30 protein-coding genes are annotated in these 23,638 nt (G+C 30.5%); all 30 read left to right on the plus strand.

The window, feature by feature from the left end:
* Nucleotides 1-150 precede the first annotated feature (150 nt).
* The 30 genes from rho to KGF50_RS10120 all read left to right on the plus strand — a co-directional run bounded on the left by rho (nucleotide 151) and on the right by KGF50_RS10120 (nucleotide 23,222).
* Entirely contained in the window at nucleotides 151-1,770 is a 1,620-nt protein-coding gene (rho, locus tag KGF50_RS09975; protein ID WP_227847911.1) for a transcription termination factor Rho, read from the plus strand.
* A gap of 151 nt (nucleotides 1,771-1,921) precedes the next feature.
* A complete protein-coding gene (gene rpmE / locus KGF50_RS09980) occupies nucleotides 1,922-2,122 on the plus strand; it encodes a 50S ribosomal protein L31 (protein WP_003421397.1) in 201 nt (66 codons plus the stop codon).
* 144 nt (nucleotides 2,123-2,266) lie between these two features.
* Complete coding sequence (locus KGF50_RS09985) at nucleotides 2,267-3,160, plus strand: DUF1385 domain-containing protein (protein ID WP_227847912.1); 894 nt, start codon at nucleotides 2,267-2,269, stop codon at nucleotides 3,158-3,160.
* Nucleotides 3,161-3,177: 17 nt separating this feature from the next.
* Complete coding sequence (gene prmC / locus KGF50_RS09990) at nucleotides 3,178-4,029, plus strand: peptide chain release factor N(5)-glutamine methyltransferase (RefSeq protein ID WP_227847913.1); 852 nt, start codon at nucleotides 3,178-3,180, stop codon at nucleotides 4,027-4,029.
* A 43-nt stretch (nucleotides 4,030-4,072) separates the two neighbouring features.
* On the plus strand, nucleotides 4,073-5,137 hold the full coding sequence (gene prfA / locus KGF50_RS09995) for a peptide chain release factor 1 (protein ID WP_227847914.1): 1,065 nt from the start codon (nucleotides 4,073-4,075) through the stop codon (nucleotides 5,135-5,137).
* A gap of 128 nt (nucleotides 5,138-5,265) precedes the next feature.
* A complete protein-coding gene (locus KGF50_RS10000) occupies nucleotides 5,266-5,946 on the plus strand; it encodes a ZIP family metal transporter (RefSeq protein WP_227829086.1) in 681 nt (226 codons plus the stop codon).
* 28 nt (nucleotides 5,947-5,974) lie between these two features.
* Nucleotides 5,975-7,015, plus strand: a complete 1,041-nt coding sequence (locus tag KGF50_RS10005) for an L-threonylcarbamoyladenylate synthase (RefSeq protein ID WP_227847931.1) — start codon at nucleotides 5,975-5,977, stop codon at nucleotides 7,013-7,015.
* A gap of 16 nt (nucleotides 7,016-7,031) precedes the next feature.
* Complete coding sequence (locus KGF50_RS10010) at nucleotides 7,032-7,481, plus strand: low molecular weight protein arginine phosphatase (RefSeq protein WP_227847915.1); 450 nt, start codon at nucleotides 7,032-7,034, stop codon at nucleotides 7,479-7,481.
* A 16-nt stretch (nucleotides 7,482-7,497) separates the two neighbouring features.
* The gene (gene rpiB / locus KGF50_RS10015) at nucleotides 7,498-7,950 is read left to right on the plus strand and encodes a ribose 5-phosphate isomerase B (RefSeq protein WP_227839029.1); all 453 of its coding nucleotides are present in this window, start codon (nucleotides 7,498-7,500) and stop codon (nucleotides 7,948-7,950) included.
* Nucleotides 7,951-7,985: 35 nt separating this feature from the next.
* Nucleotides 7,986-8,615, plus strand: a complete 630-nt coding sequence (gene upp / locus KGF50_RS10020; RefSeq protein ID WP_003437840.1) for a uracil phosphoribosyltransferase — start codon at nucleotides 7,986-7,988, stop codon at nucleotides 8,613-8,615.
* A 292-nt stretch (nucleotides 8,616-8,907) separates the two neighbouring features.
* Nucleotides 8,908-9,723 (plus strand): selenium-dependent molybdenum cofactor biosynthesis protein YqeB, encoded by an 816-nt coding sequence (gene yqeB / locus KGF50_RS10025; RefSeq protein WP_227847916.1) that lies wholly within the window; start codon nucleotides 8,908-8,910, stop codon nucleotides 9,721-9,723.
* 227 nt (nucleotides 9,724-9,950) lie between these two features.
* Nucleotides 9,951-10,388, plus strand: coding sequence for a deoxycytidylate deaminase (locus tag KGF50_RS10030; protein ID WP_003421374.1), 438 nt, complete (start codon nucleotides 9,951-9,953; stop codon nucleotides 10,386-10,388).
* 200 nt (nucleotides 10,389-10,588) lie between these two features.
* Complete coding sequence (locus KGF50_RS10035; RefSeq protein ID WP_227436243.1) at nucleotides 10,589-10,816, plus strand: AtpZ/AtpI family protein; 228 nt, start codon at nucleotides 10,589-10,591, stop codon at nucleotides 10,814-10,816.
* 4 nt (nucleotides 10,817-10,820) lie between these two features.
* Complete coding sequence (locus KGF50_RS10040) at nucleotides 10,821-11,207, plus strand: ATP synthase subunit I (protein ID WP_227436241.1); 387 nt, start codon at nucleotides 10,821-10,823, stop codon at nucleotides 11,205-11,207.
* Between the two features lie 2 nt (nucleotides 11,208-11,209).
* Complete coding sequence (locus KGF50_RS10045) at nucleotides 11,210-11,914, plus strand: F0F1 ATP synthase subunit A (protein ID WP_227436239.1); 705 nt, start codon at nucleotides 11,210-11,212, stop codon at nucleotides 11,912-11,914.
* A gap of 70 nt (nucleotides 11,915-11,984) precedes the next feature.
* A complete protein-coding gene (gene atpE / locus KGF50_RS10050; protein WP_021386434.1) occupies nucleotides 11,985-12,245 on the plus strand; it encodes an ATP synthase F0 subunit C in 261 nt (86 codons plus the stop codon).
* 123 nt (nucleotides 12,246-12,368) lie between these two features.
* On the plus strand, nucleotides 12,369-12,866 hold the full coding sequence (gene atpF, locus KGF50_RS10055; protein ID WP_227847917.1) for a F0F1 ATP synthase subunit B: 498 nt from the start codon (nucleotides 12,369-12,371) through the stop codon (nucleotides 12,864-12,866).
* Nucleotides 12,863-13,408: a F0F1 ATP synthase subunit delta gene (locus KGF50_RS10060; RefSeq protein ID WP_227847918.1), complete on the plus strand. Its 546-nt coding sequence runs from the start codon at nucleotides 12,863-12,865 to the stop codon at nucleotides 13,406-13,408. Before atpF ends, KGF50_RS10060 begins: the two co-directional genes overlap by 4 nt.
* Nucleotides 13,409-13,424: 16 nt before the next feature.
* Nucleotides 13,425-14,927, plus strand: coding sequence for a F0F1 ATP synthase subunit alpha (gene atpA / locus KGF50_RS10065; RefSeq protein WP_227847919.1), 1,503 nt, complete (start codon nucleotides 13,425-13,427; stop codon nucleotides 14,925-14,927).
* Nucleotides 14,928-14,954: 27 nt separating this feature from the next.
* Nucleotides 14,955-15,833: an ATP synthase F1 subunit gamma gene (gene atpG / locus KGF50_RS10070; RefSeq protein WP_227847920.1), complete on the plus strand. Its 879-nt coding sequence runs from the start codon at nucleotides 14,955-14,957 to the stop codon at nucleotides 15,831-15,833.
* 12 nt (nucleotides 15,834-15,845) lie between these two features.
* A complete protein-coding gene (gene atpD, locus KGF50_RS10075) occupies nucleotides 15,846-17,240 on the plus strand; it encodes a F0F1 ATP synthase subunit beta (protein WP_227436232.1) in 1,395 nt (464 codons plus the stop codon).
* A gap of 2 nt (nucleotides 17,241-17,242) precedes the next feature.
* On the plus strand, nucleotides 17,243-17,503 hold the full coding sequence (gene atpC, locus KGF50_RS10080) for an ATP synthase F1 subunit epsilon (protein WP_227436229.1): 261 nt from the start codon (nucleotides 17,243-17,245) through the stop codon (nucleotides 17,501-17,503).
* 475 nt (nucleotides 17,504-17,978) lie between these two features.
* Nucleotides 17,979-18,359 (plus strand): holo-ACP synthase, encoded by a 381-nt coding sequence (gene acpS / locus KGF50_RS10085; RefSeq protein ID WP_227847921.1) that lies wholly within the window; start codon nucleotides 17,979-17,981, stop codon nucleotides 18,357-18,359.
* A gap of 14 nt (nucleotides 18,360-18,373) precedes the next feature.
* Complete coding sequence (locus KGF50_RS10090; protein ID WP_227847922.1) at nucleotides 18,374-18,835, plus strand: CBS domain-containing protein; 462 nt, start codon at nucleotides 18,374-18,376, stop codon at nucleotides 18,833-18,835.
* Nucleotides 18,836-18,855: 20 nt separating this feature from the next.
* On the plus strand, nucleotides 18,856-19,446 hold the full coding sequence (gerS, locus tag KGF50_RS10095; RefSeq protein WP_227436217.1) for a germination lipoprotein GerS: 591 nt from the start codon (nucleotides 18,856-18,858) through the stop codon (nucleotides 19,444-19,446).
* 14 nt (nucleotides 19,447-19,460) lie between these two features.
* On the plus strand, nucleotides 19,461-20,618 hold the full coding sequence (gene alr, locus KGF50_RS10100; RefSeq protein ID WP_227841392.1) for an alanine racemase: 1,158 nt from the start codon (nucleotides 19,461-19,463) through the stop codon (nucleotides 20,616-20,618).
* 32 nt (nucleotides 20,619-20,650) lie between these two features.
* On the plus strand, nucleotides 20,651-20,938 hold the full coding sequence (locus KGF50_RS10105; RefSeq protein ID WP_227436214.1) for an antitoxin: 288 nt from the start codon (nucleotides 20,651-20,653) through the stop codon (nucleotides 20,936-20,938).
* Nucleotides 20,907-21,290 (plus strand): type II toxin-antitoxin system PemK/MazF family toxin, encoded by a 384-nt coding sequence (locus KGF50_RS10110; protein ID WP_003421356.1) that lies wholly within the window; start codon nucleotides 20,907-20,909, stop codon nucleotides 21,288-21,290. Before KGF50_RS10105 ends, KGF50_RS10110 begins: the two co-directional genes overlap by 32 nt.
* A 170-nt stretch (nucleotides 21,291-21,460) precedes the next feature.
* Nucleotides 21,461-22,288, plus strand: a complete 828-nt coding sequence (locus KGF50_RS10115) for a transketolase (RefSeq protein WP_227436212.1) — start codon at nucleotides 21,461-21,463, stop codon at nucleotides 22,286-22,288.
* Complete coding sequence (locus KGF50_RS10120) at nucleotides 22,281-23,222, plus strand: transketolase family protein (protein WP_227847923.1); 942 nt, start codon at nucleotides 22,281-22,283, stop codon at nucleotides 23,220-23,222. The genes KGF50_RS10115 and KGF50_RS10120 overlap by 8 nt, the downstream gene beginning before the upstream one ends.
* Nucleotides 23,223-23,638: the final 416 nt, after the last annotated feature.

Raw genomic sequence — 23,638 nt, forward strand, 5'->3', positions numbered from 1 at the left:
AATAAATATAACGGATAATAATGTTTTAAATTTTATTTATTGACCATAATGTATAAATAGTGATATTATTAGACTTAACTGTTTGAATAAAACTTTTCTTTTTCATGCCTTCAATTTCCAAAAAAAGTATGTATATAAATGAATATATAGATGAGGAGGATTTTTTTGATTTTAGATGATAAAGTATTAGAAGGATTGGGTAGTAAAACATTAGTTGAACTACGAGAAATAGCAAAAGAATTAAAAATAAAATCAATTACTACATATAAGAAAAATGAGCTAATTGAGATTATAAATTCTAAGAGCAAGAATGAAGTAAAAACAAATGATATTAAAGTAAATGAAGAAATTAAAGATAAAAATGAAAATATAAAAGAAGACATAAAAAATAGAAAAGAAAATATAGAGAGCGAAAGCGTAGAAAAAGAAGTTGAATATAAGAGCCCTGCCAAATCATATAACAAAAAAGAAATAGATAATCAAAATATTTCCCAAAGCCAAGATAACAGAAACCAAAAAAATGATTATAATAAGACATCAAATACAAATGATTACAATAAGTCATCAAATACATGTAATAGAATGGTCAGAAATAATAATAAAAACTATTATATGCCTAAACAAGTTGATGAATCTAAAATAGTAGATGAATTTAACACATCAAAGGAAGATGAAGTAGTCGGTGTACTTGAGATTTTACCAGATGGATTTGGTTTTTTAAGAGGCTCAAATTATTTATCTACTGAAGGAGATGTTTATGTTTCGCCATCTCAAATAAGAAGATTTAATATGAAAACAGGAGATAAGATTAAGGGTATAACTAGACATCCAAAAAGTGGAGAAAAGTTTAGAGCACTTTTATATGTTCAAAAAATAAATGATGAAAACCCTGATACAGCGATACAAAGAAATGCATTTGAGACATTGACACCAATATTTCCAGAAGAACGACTTACGCTGGAAACAAATAGAAATGAGATAGCCACAAGAATTATAGATTTAATTTCTCCTATAGGTAAAGGACAAAGAGGATTGATAGTTGCACCTCCAAAAGCTGGGAAAACAGTTCTTTTAAAAAGTGTTGCAAATAGTATAGCTAAAAACCATCCAAATGTTGAACTTATAGTCCTACTTATAGATGAAAGACCAGAGGAAGTTACTGATATGAAGGAATCTATTGAAGGAGATGTTATATATTCTACTTTTGACCAAGTATCAAGTCATCATGTTAAGGTTGCAGAAATGGTATTAAATAGAGCTCAAAGACTAGTTGAACATGGTAAAGATGTAGTAATCTTACTAGACAGTATAACTAGACTTGCAAGAGCATACAACCTTACAATATCTCCTACAGGCAGAACTTTATCTGGAGGTATTGACCCTGGTGCACTTCATGGACCTAAAAAATTCTTTGGAGCTGCTAGAAATATAAGACAAGGTGGTTCTTTGACAATACTAGGAACAGCATTAGTTGAAACTGGTTCTAGAATGGATGATGTAATTTTCGAGGAATTTAAAGGTACAGGAAATATGGAATTACATTTAGATAGAAAATTAGCTGAAAAAAGGATATTCCCTGCAATTGATATTTATAAATCTGGGACAAGAAGAGATGACCTATTGCTTGATGATGAAGAAAAAACAGCTCTTTGGAGATTAAGAAGAGAAATGAGTAATAATTCAGTGATGGAAATCACAGATAAAGTCATTGAACTTATAAAAAGAACTAAAGACAATAAAGAATTTGTAAAATCGATAAAGAGTTTGTAAAATCAAGGAATAATTGTAAAAATAGATTATATAAAGTAATAGAAAAATCACTTGAATGGCATAATAAGTTGTGCTATAATAATGTAGTTGATAATGTAAAAAGAAAGTTAATATAATTAATTTTTTTAAATAAAGAGAAGAGGTGACTATAATGCAAAAGGAAATACAACCAAAATACAATCCAGTTGAAGTGCGTTGTGCTTGTGGGAACACATTTGTTGCTGGTTCAACTAAGGACGAAATAAAAGTTGAAATATGTTCAGAGTGCCATCCATTCTATACAGGAAAACAAAAGAACATAGAAAAAGGTGGAAGAATCGACAAATTCAAAAAAAGATTCAAAATGGACTAATTTTTATAAAAGTGGAGTTGGAGGAAGCCAACTCCTATTTTATTACAAAAAAAGATTCATATTCTACTTTAAATTGTCTTTTTGTATTATAATAATAAATATGTTAAATCAAGTATTTAAAATGCAATTGAATGAGGTGAGTGGATGGGAAAACAATCTGTAGGTGGTCAAGCTGTTATTGAAGGCGTAATGATGCAATCAAAAGATAAAAGAGCTGTAGCGGTTAGAAAAAGTGACGGGGAAATAGCCTTAAAAGAAGATAGAATAAAAAGTTGGGTAAGAGATAAGAATATAGATAAGATACCTTTTATTAGAGGTTCTTTTGTTATGATAGATACAATGATTCAAGGAATAAAGAGTTTGAATTTTTCTTCAGAGTTCTTTATGGAAGAAGCTGAAGAGGACAAATTTGATTTATTTATGAAGAAGATTTTTAAAGATAAGGCAAATGATATACTTATAGTATTTTCCTTGGTTATAGCGATGATACTTTCTGCTGGTTTATTTATTTTTATACCTACACTAGTAGGAGGGGCTTTTTCTAAGGTAATACCTAGTGATTTTATGCTCAATTTAATAGAAGGTATTATAAGGATAGTTATATTATTTGCATATATAGTATTGATTTCTAGAAGTAAGGATATAGAAAGAGTATTTCAATATCATGGTGCAGAGCATAAATCTATATATTGTTACGAAAATAATTTGGAACTTACAGTAGAAAATGCTAGAAAATTTAAAAGACTTCATCCTAGATGTGGTACAAATTTTTTATTTATAGTTATGGCTGTATCAATAATATTGTTTGCGTTTTTTGGTTGGCCAAATCCAATACTTAGAATATTTATGAGAATCATATGTGTTCCTATAGTAGCAGGATTATCTTATGAAGTAATTAGAATTCTTGGAAAATATGACAATGGATTTACTAAGGTTATTGCATATCCAGGTATGATGTTGCAATACTTTACGACTAAAGAGCCTGATGATGAGCAATTAGAAGTAGCTTTAGAAGCATTAAAGGCAGTAGTAGATTAAAGAAAAGGGTATTTATTATGACGATAAAAGATATAATTATTAAATATTCAGAGGAATTTAAAGATATAAGTGATACTCCAAGACTAGATACAGAATTGTTATTACAAAAAGCATTAGGTGATGTTGATAGATTGTATATTCACTTAAATCTAAACAAAGAGTTAACTGAAGAACAGAAAATAAAATTTATAGGTTTTGCAGAAGAAAGAATAAATGGAAGACCAATAGCATATATAGTTGAAAAGAGAGAGTTCATGGGACTAGATTTCTTTGTTAAGGAAGGAGTATTAATCCCAAGACCAGATACAGAAACTTTAGTAGAAGAAATAATTGAAATATGTAAAGACAGAAAGCATGTAAGCATACTAGATATAGGTACTGGTTCAGGTGCTATTACAGTTAGTTTAGCAAAATACATTGAAAATTCTAAAGTAATGTCTTTTGATATATCAGAAATAGCTCTAGAAATAGGAAAGAAAAATGCTATTATAAATGAAGTTGATAAAAAAATAGAGTACATCAAATCCGATTTATTCACAGCATTAAATGATAGTGATATAAAATTTGATCTTATAGTTTCAAATCCACCATATATAAAAAAGCGAGATATAGAAACATTACACATACAAGTTAAGGATTATGAGCCATATAATGCGCTTGAGGGTGGAGAAGATGGATTGGATTTTTATAGAAAAATAACAGAACAAGGAAAGAAATATTTAAATGAGTGTGGAATATTAGCATATGAAGTTGGTCATAATCAAGCTGAAGATGTAATTAATATTATGAAAAGTAATGGATATAAACAAATATATACAAAGAAGGATATACAAGGCATTGATAGAGTTGTTATAGGTTACAATATATGATATAATCAACAATTGATATGTTACATTTAATCGAGGTGAAAGTATGTTAAAAAAATTAGAGGTATTGGAAGATACATATAAAGACTTAAGTGAAAAAATAGGTGATCCTGATGTAATAAATGATCAAAAAGTTTGGCAAAAGTATATAAAAGAACATGCTGACTTAGAGCCTATTGTCATGAAATACAGAGAGTATAAAAGTGTTTTAGATAGTATAAAGGAATCAAAAGAAATTTTACAAGAAGAATCAGACGAAGAGTTAAGAGAATTAGCTAAAATGGAGTTATCTGAAATGGAAGAAAAAGTGTCTCCAATAGAAGAAGAAATAAAAATATTACTATTACCTAAAGACCCTAATGATGACAAGAACGTTATAGTTGAAATTAGAGGTGGAGCTGGAGGAGATGAAGCAGCTCTATTTGCAGGTGATTTATTTAGAATGTATTCAAGATATGCTGAGAGAAGAAGATGGAAAATAGAATTATTAAGTGCTAGTGATACTGGAGTGGGTGGATATAAAGAAGTATCTTTTATGATAAAAGGTAAAGGAGCCTACTCAAGATTAAAGTATGAGTCTGGAGTTCATAGAGTTCAAAGGATACCATCAACTGAATCTGGTGGAAGAATACACACATCAACTTCTACTGTTGCAGTATTACCAGAAGTTGAAGATGTAGAAGTTGACATAAATCCAAATGATTTGAGAATAGATGTTTTCCGTTCTTCAGGGAATGGTGGGCAAAGTGTAAATACTACTGACTCTGCTGTTAGGGTAACACACATACCTACAGGTGAAGTAGTATCTTGCCAAGATGGAAAATCACAATTAAAAAATAAAGAGCAAGCTTTAAAAATATTAAAAGCGAGACTTTACGATAAAGCATTGGCAGAACAACACAAAGATATAGCAGCGGAAAGAAAAAGCCAAGTCGGAACTGGTGACAGGTCAGAAAGAATAAGAACATATAATTTCCCTCAAGGTAGAATAAGTGACCATAGAATAAACTTAACTTTATATAAGCTAGATGCATTCTTAGATGGGGATATAGATGAAATGATAGACGCTTTAATTACTGTTGACCAAACAGAAAAAATGACTGCAATATAAGGAATGTTTTAAAAGAGCTGTTTCTTTCTAGAAATTATTTTCTATTTTGAAACAGCTATTTTGCATTTTAGGTCATGTTATCATATTCTACTGTATATAATTGTTATATACAAGTACAGGAGGGTTATATGATACTAAAAGTAACGATGATTGGACTTTTGGCAGGTGTTATAGGGACAGGATTAGGAGGAGTTATATCAGCTATCTTCAAAAGAGAAGTTGATAAATACCTAAATTTCTTTATGGGATTGTCTGGCGGAATAATGTTGGCTGTAGTAGTATTTGATTTGATGAAAGAATCCATGGATAAAATGGGAGTAATCAATACAGTTATATTTACATTTGTTGGAGCTCTCATAACTATGTACATAAAAACAAGATTGGATGTATCTGGAAGCATGGCATCTGGATATCTTATATTCATAAGTATATTACTACATAATTTACCAGAAGGATTGGCTATTGGTTCTTCTTTTATGTCAACTGAAAGTTTAGGTATCACTCTTGCTATAGTAATAGGTCTACATAATATACCAGAAGGGTTAGCTATGGCATTAGGTCTGGTATGCAATAAAATGAGGATGAGTAAAGTTATTTTATTTACAATAATAGCTGGATTACCTATGGGTCTAGGAAGTTTTTTAGGTGTCTATTTTGGAGGAGTGTTTACTTCTCTTATAGGTGTATTTCTTGCTACAGCAGGAGGTACAATGATGTATGTTGTATTGGAAGAAATTTTTCCGCATTCAAAAAGTGTGTATTGTATAGTTGGTTTTTTGTTAGGTACAATAATTGTAAACTATATCTAAAATTAAAATGAAAGCAGGCATACGAAAGATGAAGACTATTATAAGTAATATCGATATAAATAATATTGATTATGAGGAAATAAAAATACAAGCAAAACTTCTTAGAGAAGGTAAAACGGTTATTTTTCCAACTGAGACAGTATATGGGCTAGGTGCAAATGCATTAGATGAAAATGCAGTAAAGAAAATTTATGAAGCTAAAGGTAGACCTAGTGATAATCCACTTATAGTCCATATTTATGAAAAAGAAGAAGTTTATGATTTAGCTAAAGATATAAGTGATAAAGCTAAGCTTGTTATGGAAAAGCTTTGGCCAGGGCCTATAACTATAATACTAAATAAAAAAGATATAATTCCATATAGAACTAGTGGAGGACTTGATACAGTTGCAATAAGAATGCCTTCTCATATTATTGCCAGGGCAATAATAAAAGAAGCAGGTGTACCTATTGCAGCTCCTTCTGCGAATATATCAGGGAGACCATCTCCAACAAAAGCGAAACATGTATATGAAGAAATGAATGGAAGAGTTGATGGAATAGTTTTAGGAGGAGATAGTAACTTTGGACTGGAATCGACTGTATTAGACCTTACAGATGAGATTCCTATGATATTAAGACCTGGAAGTATAACTAAAGAAGTTTTAGAAGAACTTCTTGGTGAAGTAAGGCTTGACCCATCATTAAGTAAAAAAGAAGATAATCAAAAAGCCAAGGCTCCAGGAATGAAATATAAACATTATTCACCAAATGCAGATGTATATATTATATCTGGCAAAAGAGAAAATGTAGCAACAAAGATTAATGATATGATAAAATCTAATAAAGATAAAGGTCTAAAAACAGGTGTAATGTGTATTAGTAGAAATAAAGAGTTTTATAATGGAGAAGTAATAGATTTGGGAAGTACTCTTGAGGAAGTAGCAAGTAATTTGTTTGATGCGCTCATAGAACTGGATAAAAAAGGTATGGATGTCATATATTCTGAGGAATTTCCTAAGAGTGGTGTTGGACAAGCAATTATGAATAGATTACTTAAGTCAGCAGGATATAAAGTAATAAAAGCTTAAAAGGGAGTTGTGAAATATGAATATACTTATTGTATGTACAGGAAATACTTGTAGAAGTCCTATGGCTGAAGTTATATTAAAGAAAGCTATTAAAGAGTCTGGAAAAAATATTGAAGAATATTGTATATCTTCAGCGGGTATATCTACAGCGAATGGTATGGATGCTTCTAAAAACTCTATAGAAGCTTTAAAAGAACTTGGAATAGATTTATCAAATCATAAAAGTAGAGTAATTACTAAAGAATTAATAGATAAATCGGATGTTATACTAACAATGACAAAATCTCATAAAGAAATTTTAGTACAAGCAGTTCCAAAATGCAAAGAAAAAGTGTATACTTTTAAAGGGTTCGCAAATCAAGATGAGTCAGATATATCTGACCCATTTGGTGGAAATTTGAATACTTATAGAAATACTATGCAAGAAATAATATATTCTGTCAACAAAATAGTAAAAAATATATAAAACGGAGGATGAAGAAATGAAAATAGGATTAGGCTGTGACCATGGAGGATATAATTTAAAAAAAGAAATAATAAACTATTTAGAAGGAAAAGGGATTGAATGTGTAGATTATGGAACTAATAATGCTACAGACTCTGTTGATTATCCTGCTTATGGAGAAATAGTTGCAAATGCAGTTATAGATAAAGAAGTAGATTATGGAATATTATGCTGTGGTACAGGGATAGGAATATCTCTAGCTGCTAATAAAGTTCCTGGAATAAGATGTGCAGTTGTATCAGATGTATTTTCTGCAAAAATGTCAAAAGCACATAATGATGCAAATATGTTGTCATTAGGTGAAAGGGTTTTAGGTAAAGGTTTAGCTCTTGAAATAGTTGAGGCTTGGATTAGCACAGATTTTGAAGGCGATAGACATGCTAGAAGAGTAAATATGATTAAAGCAATAGAAGAAAAACACAATAAATAATAAAAATTACAGTTTTATCAGGAGGAATTATCAAAATGAGTAAAGTGGTAGAGACAAACCATCCATTAATACAACATAAATTAACTTTAATGAGAGATAAAAACACTGGTTCTAAAGATTTTAGAGAGCTTTTAACTGAAATTGCAATGTTAATGGGATACGAAATAACAAAAGATATACCATTAAAAGATGTAGAAATAGAGACTCCTATTCAAAAAACATCATCTAAAGTTGTTGCAGGTAAAAAATTGGCTATAATTCCAATTTTAAGAGCAGGGCTTGGAATGGTAGATGGTTTAGTAAGTTTAATGCCAGCAGCAAAAGTTGGTCATGTAGGATTATATAGAGACCCAGAAACATTAAAACCAGTTGAATATTATTGTAAACTTCCTCAAGACATAGGAGAAAGAGATATAATAGTAGTTGACCCTATGCTTGCTACAGGAGGTTCTGCTGTTGCAGCAATAGATTTACTTAAATCTAAAGGAGCTAAAAGTATAAAATTAGCTAATTTAGTAGCTGCACCAGAAGGTATAGCAGAAGTACAAAAATATCATGATGATGTTGATATATATGTTGCATCAGTTGATGAAAGATTAAATGAACATGGATATATAATTCCTGGTCTTGGTGATGCTGGAGATAGATTATTTGGAACTAAATAAAAATTAATAACTATGAATATTTGTTGGGAACTTTCTTATAGAATAAAAATTATTTAATATAAGGAGGTTCCTTTTTTATGTGTATTTTCTCAGAATAAGAATTCTTGAATTGATAAATTTCTCGAATTGAGAATAAAAAGCTTTTACCAATTAAAAAAGAATGGCTATTTTACTTGAGTTTACAAATTATTAATAATTTTAAATATGGCATGTTAGTTGCTTACGATTAAATTGATATATATTAATTGAGTTTAGATTAAAATATTAATGATATTATTGGGAGTGATAATACATGAAGAAATGTATAGTAGTAAGAGGAGCTGGAGATTTAGCAACAGCAGTTATATATAAGCTACACAATAGTGGTTTTAAAGTAGTTGCATTAGAAATAGAAGAGCCTTTAGCTATAAGAAGACAAGTTTCTTTTTGTGAGGCTGTTTATGAAAAAGAAGTTACTATTGAAGGTGTAGAGTGTCAACTTTGCAAAAACAAAGACGAAATTGAAAAAACGTTATCTCAAGATAAAGTAGCACTTATTGTAGACCCAAAAGGAGAAAAACTATCTGAGATAAATCCAGTTGTTTTAATTGATGGGATATTAGCCAAAAAAAATTTGGGTACAACTAAGGATATGGCTCCACTTACAATAGCTTTAGGGCCTGGGTTTTGTGCAGGAGAAGATGTTGATTTGGTTATAGAGACAATGAGAGGTCATAATCTAGGGAGAATAATAACTAGTGGTAGAGCTGAAAAAAATACAGGAATACCAGGTGCAATAAAAGGGATTTCCAAAGAAAGAGTAATGCACTCAGAACATAGCGGGATAATGGAAAATGTATGTAAGATAGGCGATATAGTTGAAAAGGGTGATTTACTTTGTTATATTAATGATTATGGAAAAAAATATGAAGTTAGAGCAACAATATCTGGAGTTCTTAGAGGATTACTAAAAGATGGAGCAAAAGTAAATAAAAATTTAAAAATACTAGACATAGACCCTAGGAAAGAGGAAGTTAAGAACGCTTTTACGATATCAGATAAAGCTAGATGTATAGCTGGAGGGGTTTTAGAAGCAATATTAAAAAATGGAATCTATCCAATAAATTAATTTATAATAAATAAGACTATTAATATTTCATTAAGGTGATATAATAAATTTAATAGATTAAGGAGAGCATATAACGGGTATTTAAAATTTAAATGGTAAAAATGCTCTTTTTTTATTGGACATTCAATTGACATGTGTATATAATATAAAAATAAGTATTTATTTAGGAAGAAATCTAATAAATATATATGAGACAAGTACATAGACAAAGAGGAGAAAAGTAAATTATGAGACCATCATGGGATGAATACTTTATGGAAATTGCAGAAGTGGTAAAAAAGCGTTCAACTTGTATTAGGAGACAAGTCGGAGCTGTTATTGTAAGAGATAAACAAATTCTAACAACTGGATATAATGGTTCCCCAAGAAATCTTGAACATTGTGAAAATATTGGGTGTAAAAGACAGGAACTAAATATTCCTTCAGGAGAAAGACATGAACTGTGTAGAGCATTGCATGCTGAGCAAAATGCTATAATACAAGCTGCTCATAATGGTATTAGTGTAGATGGAGCAACTTTATATGTTACTACAAGACCTTGTGTTTTGTGTGCAAAAATGTGTATAAATGCAGGGATATTGAAAATTGTTTATGAAGGCGATTATCCAGATGATATGTCTACAGAATTGTTAAAAGAAGCAGGAATAGAACTTATAAAATTCTAGGAGATAAATTTTTTAGTGAATAATTTTAAGATGACAATAAACGATAAAATTTGACACTGAAATACATGCTCATGAAATGATTAAAAGAAAGTGTTTGAAAAATAATCAGATTAGTAGTAAGATATATTTTATAATTAAATAAATTTATGATATAGATTAATTACATGTTATTTATTTTGTAATAATGAGGGATACTATTTATGAGTAAAAAAAATACACATATGGAAATTGCAAAGCTGTTTAGTTTAATAAGTCAAATAGGATTAATGATTGTAATATCAATATTAGGATGTACTTTCTTAGGAAAATTTTTAGATAGTAAATTAAATACGAGTCCAGTTCTAACAATAATATTTTTACTGTTAGGGGTTGGAGGTGCTTTTAGTGGTGTTTATAAAACTCTAATAGTATATACACGAAGGAAGTGATATATTGGATATAAAATTACTTAACCAAGTAAGGTCAGTAACAAAGGGTATAGTAATATTTGATGTAATTTTAATTGTGCTAATGTTGATAACATCAACATTAAGTAAGCCAGTATTTTTAGGACTTATATTTGGCTCTATAATAGCTATGTTAAATTTTAGATTATTAGCAATATCACTAGAAAAAACAGTGTCATTGCCAGCTGGAAAAGCACAAGCTTATGCATCAGCACAATATACCATTAGGCTATTTATAATGGCAGTTGTTCTATTTGCTTCAGCTAAGGTTCCACATTTAAATATAATCGGAACAGCACTAGGATTATTGAGTACAAAGTTTGTCATATTATCAAAAAACTTTATAAATAAATTAAAGAGGAAGGAGGCGTAAGTATGAGTCAAGCGCATTATTATCTCATAGGAAACTTTAAAATTAGTGAAACAATACTAGTGAGTTGGGGAATAATGGCCTTTTTAGCGATAGCATCTTATTTTTTAACTAGAAATTTGAAAAAAGTTCCAACTAGTAAAGTTCAAATATTTTTGGAATTTGCGATAGGTGGTCTTGCTAAAATGGTTACAAATGTTATGGGTAAAAACACAGTAAAAAGAATGCCATATATGATACCATACATAGGAAGTTTGTTTTTATTTTTCGCGTGCTCAAATTTAAGCCCATTACTTGGATTAAGATCACCAACAACCGACCTAGATACAACTGCTGCATGGGCAATGATTACATTTTTTATGATTTATTTTGCAGGAGTTAAATTTAAAGGAGTATCATACTTTAAAGAGTTGGCTCAACCACTTGCTATAATGTTGCCAATCAATATTATAGGTGAGTTAGCTAGACCAATATCATTAAGTTTCCGTCCATTTGGAAATATTTTAGGTGGAACAATTATAATGGGTCTATTTTATCAACTTTTAGGTTTTATATCTAGTCTAATACCAGGATTATCAATACCGATTGGACAGATACTAATACCAGTTCCATTACACTTGTACTTCGATTTATTTGCAGGATTGTTACAAGCATATATATTTATAATGTTAACAATGGTGTTTATATCAAGTGCAGGGGAATTAGATTAAGAAATCAACTTATATTAAGATAAAAAATAAAAAACAATTTAAATTTTTAAATTTTAAGGAGGAAATAATTATGGAAACAGCAATAGTAGCGGCAGCATCAGCAATAGGAGCAGGAATAGCAGTTGCAACAGGTATAGGTGCAGGAATTGGTCAAGGTGTAGCAGCAGGTAAGGCAGCAGAAGCAGTAGGAAATCAACCAGAAGCTAAAGGTGATATAACTTCAACTTTATTACTAGGTGTTGCTATAGCAGAGTCTTCAGCAATATATGGCTTGGTTGTATCAATAATACTTCTATTCGTAAATCCATTCTTCAAATACTTAGGAATGTAGATTTAGTCCTTAAATATTTTGAGATAGGTTTTATAGATAAATCATCTCAAACTTATAATCATGAGATGAATTTTATTATCTCGTGATTATAAGTAGTTATGATTTATGGAAAGGAGGATAATTATGGAGAAAGCACTAGTAGGTATAACATGGGAATTTGTATTCCAAATTGTTAATACTTTTATAATATTTTTACTTCTAAGAAAGCTTTTATTTAAGCCAGTTTTAAATATAATCCAATCAAGAGAAAATGATATTAAAAATGACTTAGCAGAAGGCGAAAAAGCAAAAAGTGAAGGATTGGCTCTAAAAAAAGAATACGAGTCAAAAATCAATTTTGCTAAAGATGAAGGTCAAGAAATCATAAAACAAGCAACTATAAGAGCAGAGAAAAAATCAGATGACATAATAAGTACTGCAAAACAAGATGCTCTTGATATAAAAGATAAAGCAAGCAAAGATATAGAACAAGAAAAACAAAAGGTTATGAATGAAATTAAGAGTGATATATCAAATATAGCACTACTTGCGGCATCTAAAGTTATTGAAAAAGATTTAGATAAATCTAAACATGAAGAATTGATAGAAAACTTTATAAAAGAGGTAGGGGAGGCTAAATGATAAACGTAGTAGCAAATAGATATGCCGAAGCCCTATTTCAATTAGGAGAAGAAGAAAATTCAACTGATATATTATTTAAAGAATTAGAAAAAGTAGTAGATATGATGACTAAAGTTAGCAAAGATTTCTACAAAGTTTTAAAATCACCATTAGTTTCAAAATCAGAAAAGAAAAACTTGGTAGAAATCATTTTTGATAAGGAAGTAAGTTCTAACATAAAAAACTTCTTAAAAGTTTTAGTAGATAAAGACAGAATAGCATTTCTGGAAGACATAGAGCTAGCTTATAAAGACTTATTAAATAAGAAAAATAATATAACTGATGGTGTCGCAATAAGTGCGATTCCAATGAGTGAAACAGATATTAAAGAACTTGAAGTTAAACTTTCAAGCAAATACAACAAAAATGTTACTATAGAAAATGTAGTTGACAAGACTATACTAGGGGGAGTTCTAGTTAGACTTGGAAATGAGCAAATAGATGGCACTGTAAAAACTCGTCTAGATAAGATGAAAGAAAAGCTGTCTGAAGTAATATCTTAAGAATGGCGGTGAACCCATGAACTTAAAACCTGAAGAAATAAGTTCTATAATTAAACAGCAAATAAAGAATTATGAGAATAAAGTTGAATTGACAGATACAGGTAGTGTTTTAACAGTTGGGGATGGTATAGCTAGTGTATATGGATTAGAGAAAGCTATGTCTGGTGAGTTACTAGAGTTCCCAGGTGAAGTATATGGTATGGCACTTAACTTAGAAGAAGAAGTAGTTGGAGCTGTTATACTTGGAGATGACAGTGGAATAAAAGAAGGCGATATAGTTAAGAGAACTGGAAGAATAGTTGAAGTTCCAGTTGGAGAAGCCTTAGTAGGTAGAGTTGTAAATTCTCTAGGCCAACCAATAGATGGAAAAGGACCTATAACTTATACAAAAACTAGACCGGTTGAATCTGAAGCACCTAGTATAATAGATAGAAGATCTGTTTATGAACCATTACAAACAGGTATAAAATCAATAGATTCAATGATACCAATTGGTAGAGGTCAGAGAGAGTTAATAATAGGTGACAGACAAACTGGTAAAACATCTATAGTTGTTGACACTATATTAAATCAAAAAGGAAAAGATGTTATCTGTATATATGTAGCAATTGGGCAAAAACGTTCTACTATAGCTCAATTAGTTAGTTCATTAGAAAAAGGTGGAGCTTTAGACTATACAATAGTAGTTTCAGCAACAGCATCTGAATCAGCACCACTTCAATATATAGCACCATACGCTGGAGCAGCTATGGGTGAAGAATTTATGTACAATGGAAAACATGTGCTTATAGTATATGATGATTTAAGTAAACAAGCCGTTGCATATAGAGAAATGTCATTATTACTTAGAAGACCACCAGGACGTGAGGCATATCCTGGAGATGTATTCTACTTACATTCAAGATTACTTGAAAGAGCAGCTAAGTTATCTGATGAATTAGGAGGAGGCTCAATGACTGCCTTACCTATAATAGAAACTCAAGCTGGAGACGTTTCTGCATATATACCAACAAATGTTATATCTATAACAGATGGTCAAATATACTTACAACCAGAATTATTCTATTCAGGTGTAAGACCAGCAGTTGACCCTGGTATATCAGTATCAAGGGTTGGTGGTTCTGCGCAAATTAAGGCAATGAAAAAAGTCGCAGGTACATTAAAACTTGCATATTCACAATATAGAGAGCTTGCAGCATTCTCACAATTTGGTTCTGACTTGGATGAAGATACTAAAAAGAGACTTGCTCAAGGTGAAAGAATCGTTGAGATATTAAAACAAGGTGAGCATCAACCAATAAAAGTTGAAAATCAAGTTATGATAATCTATGCAGTTATAAATAATCATTTGGAAGATATTCCAATAGATAATATAGCTAGATTTGAATCAGAATTGTATGCATTTGTAGATAATAATTATCCAGAAATATCAAGAAAAATATTAGATGGAGAAGACTTCACTCATGATTTAACAGATGCAATAAATGAATTTAAAGAAAAGTTTGTTGTTGAAGTATAATCCTTTTTAAAAAAGGAGGTAAATTAATTGGCAGGAGCTGGAATTAAAGCGATTAAAACACGTATGGGGAGTGTTGAAAGTACAAAACAAATAACTAAAGCAATGGAACTTGTTGCATCTTCTAAGCTTAGAAAAGCAAAAGAAAAAGCTGAAGATTCAAGAGAATACTTTAATACTTTGTACGATACAGTAAAAGATATTGCCCAAACAACACGTGGAGTTAGAAATGAATTTTTAAAAGTAAGAGAAGTAAAAAATAAATGCTATATAGTAGTAGCTGGAGATAGAGGTCTTGCAGGTGGATACAATTCCAATGTATTAAAGGAATCTGTATCTCACATGGAAGGAAAAAAAGAAACAGTTATCACAGTAGGAAAGAAGGCTCACGAGTTTTTTTCTAAAAGAAATTACAATATAGCAAAAGATATAAATAGTGTTGAAGCTTGTGGATATGAAGAAGCGATAGAAATTTCACAAACTGTTATTGACCTGTATAAAAAAGGTGAAGTAGATGAAGTTTATATAGCTTATACAAAATTTAAATCAGCTTTATTACAAGAAGTTGAAGTTTTAAAATTGCTTCCATTGGTGTTTGAAAAAGATACAGATGAGCAAGCCATTGTAATAAAAGAAGAAAAACAAAATAGATCGAAAGTACAATATATACCATCAGCAGAAGCAGTCTTAAGTTATATTGTGCCTCAGTTTGTATCAGGTACAATATATGGTGGGATTTTAGAATCTTTTGCATCAGAGCAAGGAGCTAGAAGAACTGCGATGGAATCAGCCACAGATAATGCGAATGAAATGCTATCTAATTTAGAGTTAAGTTATAACAGAGCAAGACAGTCAGCTGTAACTCAAGAAATAACAGAGATAGTTGGTGGAGTTGAAGCTCTAAAATAGGGAGGTTAGGAAATGGCAAATGTAGGTGAAATAGTACAGATTGTAGGAGCTGTACTAGATGTTAAGTTTGATAATGAACAAAGCCTACCTAACTTATTAAATGCGTTAGTAATAAAGTTAGGAGATAAAGAAATAGTTGCAGAAGTTGCTCAACATATAGGTGATGATACAGTAAGATGTATCTCTATGAGTGCAACAGATGGGCTTGTAAGAGGTATGGAAGTTGTAGATACAGGAGGCCCAATAAGTGTTCCTGTTGGAGATGAAACTCTAGGTAGAATATTCAATGTTCTTGGAAAACCAGTTGATGGAAAACCAGCTCCAAAGTCTGCGCCTAAGTTACCTATACATAGACCAGCACCAGCATATGACGAACTAGAAACTACAGCTGAAATACTAGAAACAGGTATTAAGGTAGTTGACTTGCTAGCACCATATCTAAAAGGTGGAAAAATAGGTCTATTTGGAGGAGCAGGAGTAGGAAAAACAGTTTTAATACAAGAACTTATAAACAATATTGCCAAGCAACATGGTGGTATTTCTGTATTCTCAGGAGTAGGAGAAAGAACAAGAGAAGGTAATGACCTTTATGGAGAAATGAGTGAGTCTGGAGTTATAAATAAAACAGCTCTAGTATTTGGTCAGATGAACGAGCCACCTGGAGCAAGAATGAGAGTTGCTTTAACTGGACTTACAATGGCAGAACATTTTAGAGATGAGCAAGGACAAGACGTTTTACTTTTTGTTGATAATATATTCCGTTTCACACAAGCTGGTTCAGAAGTTTCAGCACTTCTAGGACGTATGCCATCAGCTGTTGGTTACCAACCAACATTAGCTACTGAAATGGGTGCACTTCAAGAGAGAATAACATCAACTAAGAAAGGTTCAATAACATCTGTTCAAGCAGTATACGTACCAGCAGATGACTTAACTGACCCAGCACCAGCTACAACATTCTCTCACTTAGATGCAAAAACAGTTTTATCTAGACAAATATCATCACTTGGTATATACCCAGCGGTTGACCCTCTTGAATCTACATCAAGAATTCTTGACCCTAGTATAGTAGGAAAAGAACATTATGAAGTAGCTAGAGGTGTTCAATCAATACTTCAAAGATATAAAGAACTACAAGATATAATTGCCATACTTGGTATGGATGAATTATCTGATGAAGATAAGTTAATAGTTGCACGTGCTAGAAAAATACAAAGATTCTTATCTCAATCGTTTACAGTTGCAGAGCAATTTACAGGAAACCCAGGTCAATATGTTCCTGTTAAAGAAACTGTAAGAGGATTCAAAGAGATACTTGAAGGTAAACATGATGACTTACCAGAGTCAGCATTCCTGTTTGTAGGTACAATAGAAGATGCTGTTAAAAAAGCGAAGGGAAGTATGTAGTCATGGCTAGTGAATTTTCATTGAAAGTTGTAACTCCAAATGATACATTTTATGATGGAGAAGTTGAAATGATAGTAGTTAGAACTACAAAGGGAGACAAAGGGGTATTGAAAGGTCATATACCGTTTGTTTCAGGCATACCTGTAGGGACTTTGAAGATAAAAAAAGATGGAAATTTTAAAGAAGCAAAAATATCAGAAGGATTTGTTAATGTAGACCAAAATAAAACTGTTATATTGACAGAATCTGCTGAATGGATTTAATAATTTAATATAAAACATGAAAAGTCATTTTTGCTAAAATTATTTTTGGTCAAAATGACTTTTTTATATTTTGTTGGTGTTAATAAAATAACAACAAGTAGAGTGTAAAGTACAATGGAAATATAGTGATAATAAATTCACAAAATGTTTGAATTTACTGCAAAATTATGTTGCAATTAATAAGATAAAGAAGGTTTAGATAGATTATATAGAAGTGAAAAAATATTCATATAAGAAATCTATATAAAATTTTTATAAAATTTAAAAAATTTGCTTAGTTGTGTAGTATAATAAATAATATAATAGATTTACATAGATTATTTATTATAAATAATTTTAAAAGTTACAATTTTATTATAATGATTATTAAATTGGGATAAGTAACATAAACTAAACAATAATAGGTATTATCAATAGTAAATTTATAAATTCATTGTTAAATGGAAAGAGTTATTATAAATTTTCTGGAGGAAAAATGGATATATTTGAAATTGGAGTAGACATAGTTGAAATTGACAGAATAAAAAAAGCTGTAGAAAAAAATAATCGGTTTTTAGAGAAGGTATTTACAGATAAAGAAATTGAATATTTTAATTCTAAAAATTTTAAGTCAGAAAGTATAGCTGGTAATTTTGCAGCTAAGGAAGCTATAAGTAAATCTATGGGTACAGGAATCAGAATGTTTAACTTTAAAGATATAGAGGTTCTCAGAAATGAAATGGGAAAACCAATAGTAAAAACTTATAATAATCTGGCAAAAATGTGCATAGATTATAATGTTTTAGAAATAAAAGTTTCAATATCACATTCAAAAGATTATGCTATAGCAAATGCGATAACTATAATTAAGGACTAAGGAGTGATTACATTATGATGGACAAAACAGCAAAAGAAATAATGACAACAGATGTAATAGTAGCAAAACAAGATGATAGTATAGCAGATGTAGCTAATATGCTAATTGCGGAGAAAATAGGAGGATTGCCAGTTGTAGATTCAGAAAATAAAGTTGTTGGAGTAATTTCTGAAACAGACATTCTTAAAAAGGAAAAATATATAGAAGCACCTCTCTATATAAATCTATTACAAGGATTGATTTTCTTAGATGATTTAAAAAAGGTAGAAAAAGACATAAAGCAAGTAGCAGCTTATAAAGTCGGGGAACTGATGTCTAAGGACATAATAAAAGTTCATGAAGATGATAAGTTTGACGATGTGGCTAATATAATGATTAAAAAATCAATAAACAGAGTTCCTGTAGTAGATGATGACAATAAACTTAAAGGTATAATTTGTAGATATGATATAATAAAAGCTTTATATAATGAATAAACTAAAGTAGGAGGTGTGATGTGAGAAAAAAGTGGACTATAGTATGTATTATGTTCTTGGCACTGGTTATAATTGTAATAGGATGCCAAAAACGACAGTCCACAAAAGAAGAAGTATACAAAGACTTTCAAAAGCAGATTTCTGATATGAATTCTTACAGTTGTAAAGCTGAAGTAGAAGTAGTTGGAAATAAGAGCCCACACAATTATGTTTTAATTCATACTTATAAAAAAACTGATAACTATAAATTAGAAGTAATTTCCCCAAAACACTTAAAGGGAAAAAGTATAGAGTATCAAGGTGATAAAATATTAGTTAAAAATCCAAATATCAGTGATATAGTGGAATTGCCTAATACAGGAAAAAATAATCAATATCTTTTTATAGGAGACTTTATAAAAAATTATCTTCAAAACGAAGAGATGAAAATAAAGTTATCCAAAGGAAACTTGGTTTTAGAGACTTTTATTCCTGGGGATAATAAATATTTTAATAAGCAAGTATTATATGTAAATGCTGACACAAAGAACCCTGAAAAGATGGAAGTGTTAGATAATGAAGGAGTGCCAAGATTTACAGTAAAATACAGAGATTTTGAATACAGAAACTAAGGGGGACTAAAGAAATGCAAAAAATAACAGTGCCTACATGGGCAGAGATAAATCTAGATAACTTAAGATTTAACTTAAAAAATATTAAAAATTTATTAGAAGAAGATATTAAAGTTTGTGGAGTAATAAAAGCTGATGCATATGGACATGGTGCAGTAGAAGTTGCAAAATTATTACAAAAGGAAAAAGTAGATTATTTAGCAGTAGCAAGAACTGCTGAAGGAATTGAACTTAGACAAAATGGTATAACACTTCCTATTTTGAACTTAGGATATACTCCAGATGAAGCTTTTGAAGATTCTATAAAAAATAAAATAACTATGACAGTTTATTCTTTAGAAACAGCACAAAAGATAAACGAAATTGCAAAGTCTTTAGGAGAAAAAGCCTGTGTTCACATTAAAATAGACTCTGGAATGACTAGAATAGGTTTCCAACCTAATGAAGAGTCAGTACAGGATATAGTAAAATTAAATAAATTAGAATATATAAATTTAGAAGGTATGTTTACTCATTTTGCTACAGCTGATGAAGTAAGTAAAGAGTACACTTATAAACAAGCTAATAATTATAAATTTATGTCTGATAAGTTAGATGAAGCTGGTGTAGAAATAGCTATAAAGCATGTATCAAATAGTGCAGCTATTATGGATTGCCCTGATTTAAGATTAAATATGGTAAGAGCAGGAATAATATTATATGGTCATTATCCATCTGATGATGTATTTAAAGAAAGACTAGAATTAAAACCAGCTATGAAATTAAAATCAAAAATCGGACATATAAAACAAGTTGAACCAGGTGTAGGAATAAGTTATGGACTAAAATATACAACTACTAGTATGGAAACAATAGCTACAATTCCAATAGGATATGCGGATGGATTCACTAGAATTCAAAAGAATCCAAAAGTTCTTATTAAAGGAGAAGTATTTGATGTAGTTGGTAGAATTTGTATGGATCAAATAATGGTTAGAATTGACAAAGATATAGACATAAAAGTTGGAGATGAGGTTATACTATTTGGAGAAGGTGAAGTTACAGCTGAACGTATAGCCAAAGACTTAGGAACTATAAACTATGAAGTGTTATGCATGATATCAAGAAGAGTTGACCGTGTTTATATGGAAAATAATGAGCTTGTACAAATAAACAGTTATTTGCTAAAATAAAACCATGATATTATAATCTGGGAGGCGATTTTGTGTACGATAAGAGTAAAGAAAAAATAGAAGTTACTTTACCAGACTCTCTGATTTCTGAAGTTGATAGTATTGTTCAGATGGAGAACAGTAACAGAGAAGATTTTGCAAAAGCTGCTTTTCAGTTCTATATAACTCAGAAAAAGAGAATTCATATTAAAGAATCTATGAAAACGGGTTATAGAGAAATGGGTCAAATTAATCTGTCATTAGCTGAATTAGGTATGACAGTTGACGAAGTATCTTCTGATGATAAAAATGAAGGGAAGATTGCCCAAGGTGAGTACTAATTGTGAAATAAAGCGTGGTGATTTATATTACGCTGATTTAAGTCCAGTTGTTGGTTCAGAACAGGGAGGAGTTAGGCCTGTTCTGATAATACAAAATGATGTAGGTAATAAATATAGTCCTACAGTTATAGTCTCAGCTATAACATCTCAGATTAATAAAGCCAAATTACCTACTCATGTAGAGATAAGTTCCAATGAATATGGGCTTAATAAAGACTCAGTAATTCTTTTAGAACAAATCAGAACTATTGATAAAAAGAGACTGAGGGAAAAAATTGGTTGTCTAGATGAAAATATGATGATAAAAGTAGATGATGGACTTCAAATAAGTTTAGGGTTGTTTACTTTTTAAAGAGGGATTTGTCTTTTATTAGACAATCCCTTTTTTCTTTAAAAATATTTCATAGAGTTTAATTTTAGTGCCTAAGCTAATAAAATCAAAAATAACGCAAAAAAATAGGATAAAAGTGATATAATAATATGGAATTGATATAAAATTACAAACTCAAGGGAGGTAATTGCATGAGAGACCATAAAGGATTAAATGAGATTGCGCGTATCATAAGAAGAGATATAGTCTCTATGATACATAGAGCCAAATCTGGACATCCAGGAGGGTCATTATCAGTAGTTGAAATACTTACTGCGTTATACTTTGATGAAATGAATGTGGATTCTTCAAATCCTAAAATGGAGGATAGAGATAGATTTGTATTATCAAAAGGACATGCTGCACCAGCATTATATGCAACATTGGCTGAAAAAGGTTATTTTGATAAGGAAGAATTAAATGGACTGAGGAAAATAGGCAGAATGTTACAAGGGCATCCAGATATGAAAGGAACACCTGGTGTGGAGATATCCACTGGTTCTTTAGGCCAAGGTTTTTCGGCTGCATGTGGGATGGCTATGGCATCAAAATTAGATAATGCACCATGGAATGTGTACACTTTACTTGGTGATGGAGAAGTTCAAGAAGGTATCGTTTGGGAAGCTGCTATGAGTGCTGCACATTATAAGCTTGATAATTTAATTGCTTTTTTAGACAATAATGGACTTCAGATAGATGGAAACATAGAAAGTGTAATGAACTTAGGTTCAATCGTTGATAAATTTAAGGCTTTTGGATGGAATGTAATTGAAATAGATGGTCATGATTTTGACCAAATATTTGCTGCTCTTGATATAGCTAAATCAACAGTTAAAAAGCCTACAATGATAGTTGCAAAGACTATAAAAGGTAAAGGAATATCTTTTATGGAAAATCAAGCAGGATGGCATGGGACAGCTCCAAATGATGCAGAACTAGAACAAGCCTTACTTGAATTAGGAGGTGCTGACAATGAATAAAATGGCAACAAGAGAAGCATATGGTAAAGCTTTAGTAAAATTAGGTCAAATAAATGACAATGTTGTAGTATTAGATGCAGATTTATCAAAGTCTACAAAGACACATGATTTTTATCAAGCATTTCCAGATAGATTTTTTAATATGGGTATAGCCGAACAAAATCTAATAGGTGCTGCTTGCGGATTATCAACTGCTGGAAAAATACCTTTTGCTAGTACTTTTGCTATGTTCGCTACAGGGAGAGCCTTTGAGATTATAAGAAATTCAGTTTGTTATCCAAAGTTAAATGTAAAAATTTGTGCTACTCATGCAGGACTTACTGTTGGAGAAGATGGAGCATCTCATGAAAGTGTAGAGGATATTGCAATAATGAGAGCTATACCAAATATGACAGTTCTTGTTCCAGCTGATGGAGTAGAGACAGAGAAGATGATTTTTGAAATAGCTAAATACAATGGGCCTGTTTATGTTAGATTAGGAAGAAGTTCAGTTCCAGTTTTATTTGATGAGGATTATCACTTTGAAATAGGAAAAGGTGTAGTACTAAGAGATGGTAATGATGTCACGATTATAGCTTGTGGGATTATGGTGAATGATGCTATATTGGCACAAGAAAAATTGCAAGAAGAAGGCATTAGTGCCAGAGTCATAAATATGTCCACAATAAAACCTATAGATAAGGATTTAATATTAAAAGCAGCAAAAGAAACTAATGCTATTGTAACTGTAGAAGAACATAGTATAATTGGAGGATTAGGTTCTGCTGTAAGTGAGACAGTTGGAGAATCTTATCCAACTATTGTAAAAAAAGTTGGAATTAAGGATTCTTTTGGAGAATCTGGTGCTCCAAATGAATTGTTAAAAAAATATGAATTAACTTGTGATGACATAGTAAAAGCTGCAAAAGAAGCTATTCTTGCAAAAAGAATGTAAGAGATATAAATTATGCATGTTTGTTAATAATATAATATATGTATAAGAGAGATATAAAGCATTATATGAATTTATATCTCTCTTTTTTATACGCTATATCAATTTATCAAAAACCTAACCAAATATTCAAATTTTTACAAAAATAGAGAAAATATTCAAATATATATTGACTATTCAGAAAAATATGACTAATATATAGTTTATAGGGAAATTAATTTTATACATATAATAACTACTTAGACAAAAATAATTTAAAGAATTGCATGAAGGGAGGTATACTGTATAAAAGAGATATTATAAGTTTTAAGTTATTATACAAAAAGTTTTAAAACAGTTATCATGGATTTTATGTTAAAGGAAATTGTAAGTAGTTTATCGAAGTAATTAAGCAGATGAAAAAATTTCACGTGGGGAGG

The organism is Clostridioides sp. ZZV15-6598, assembly GCF_020657705.1.
GTDB lineage: Bacteria > Bacillota > Clostridia > Peptostreptococcales > Peptostreptococcaceae > Clostridioides > Clostridioides difficile_F.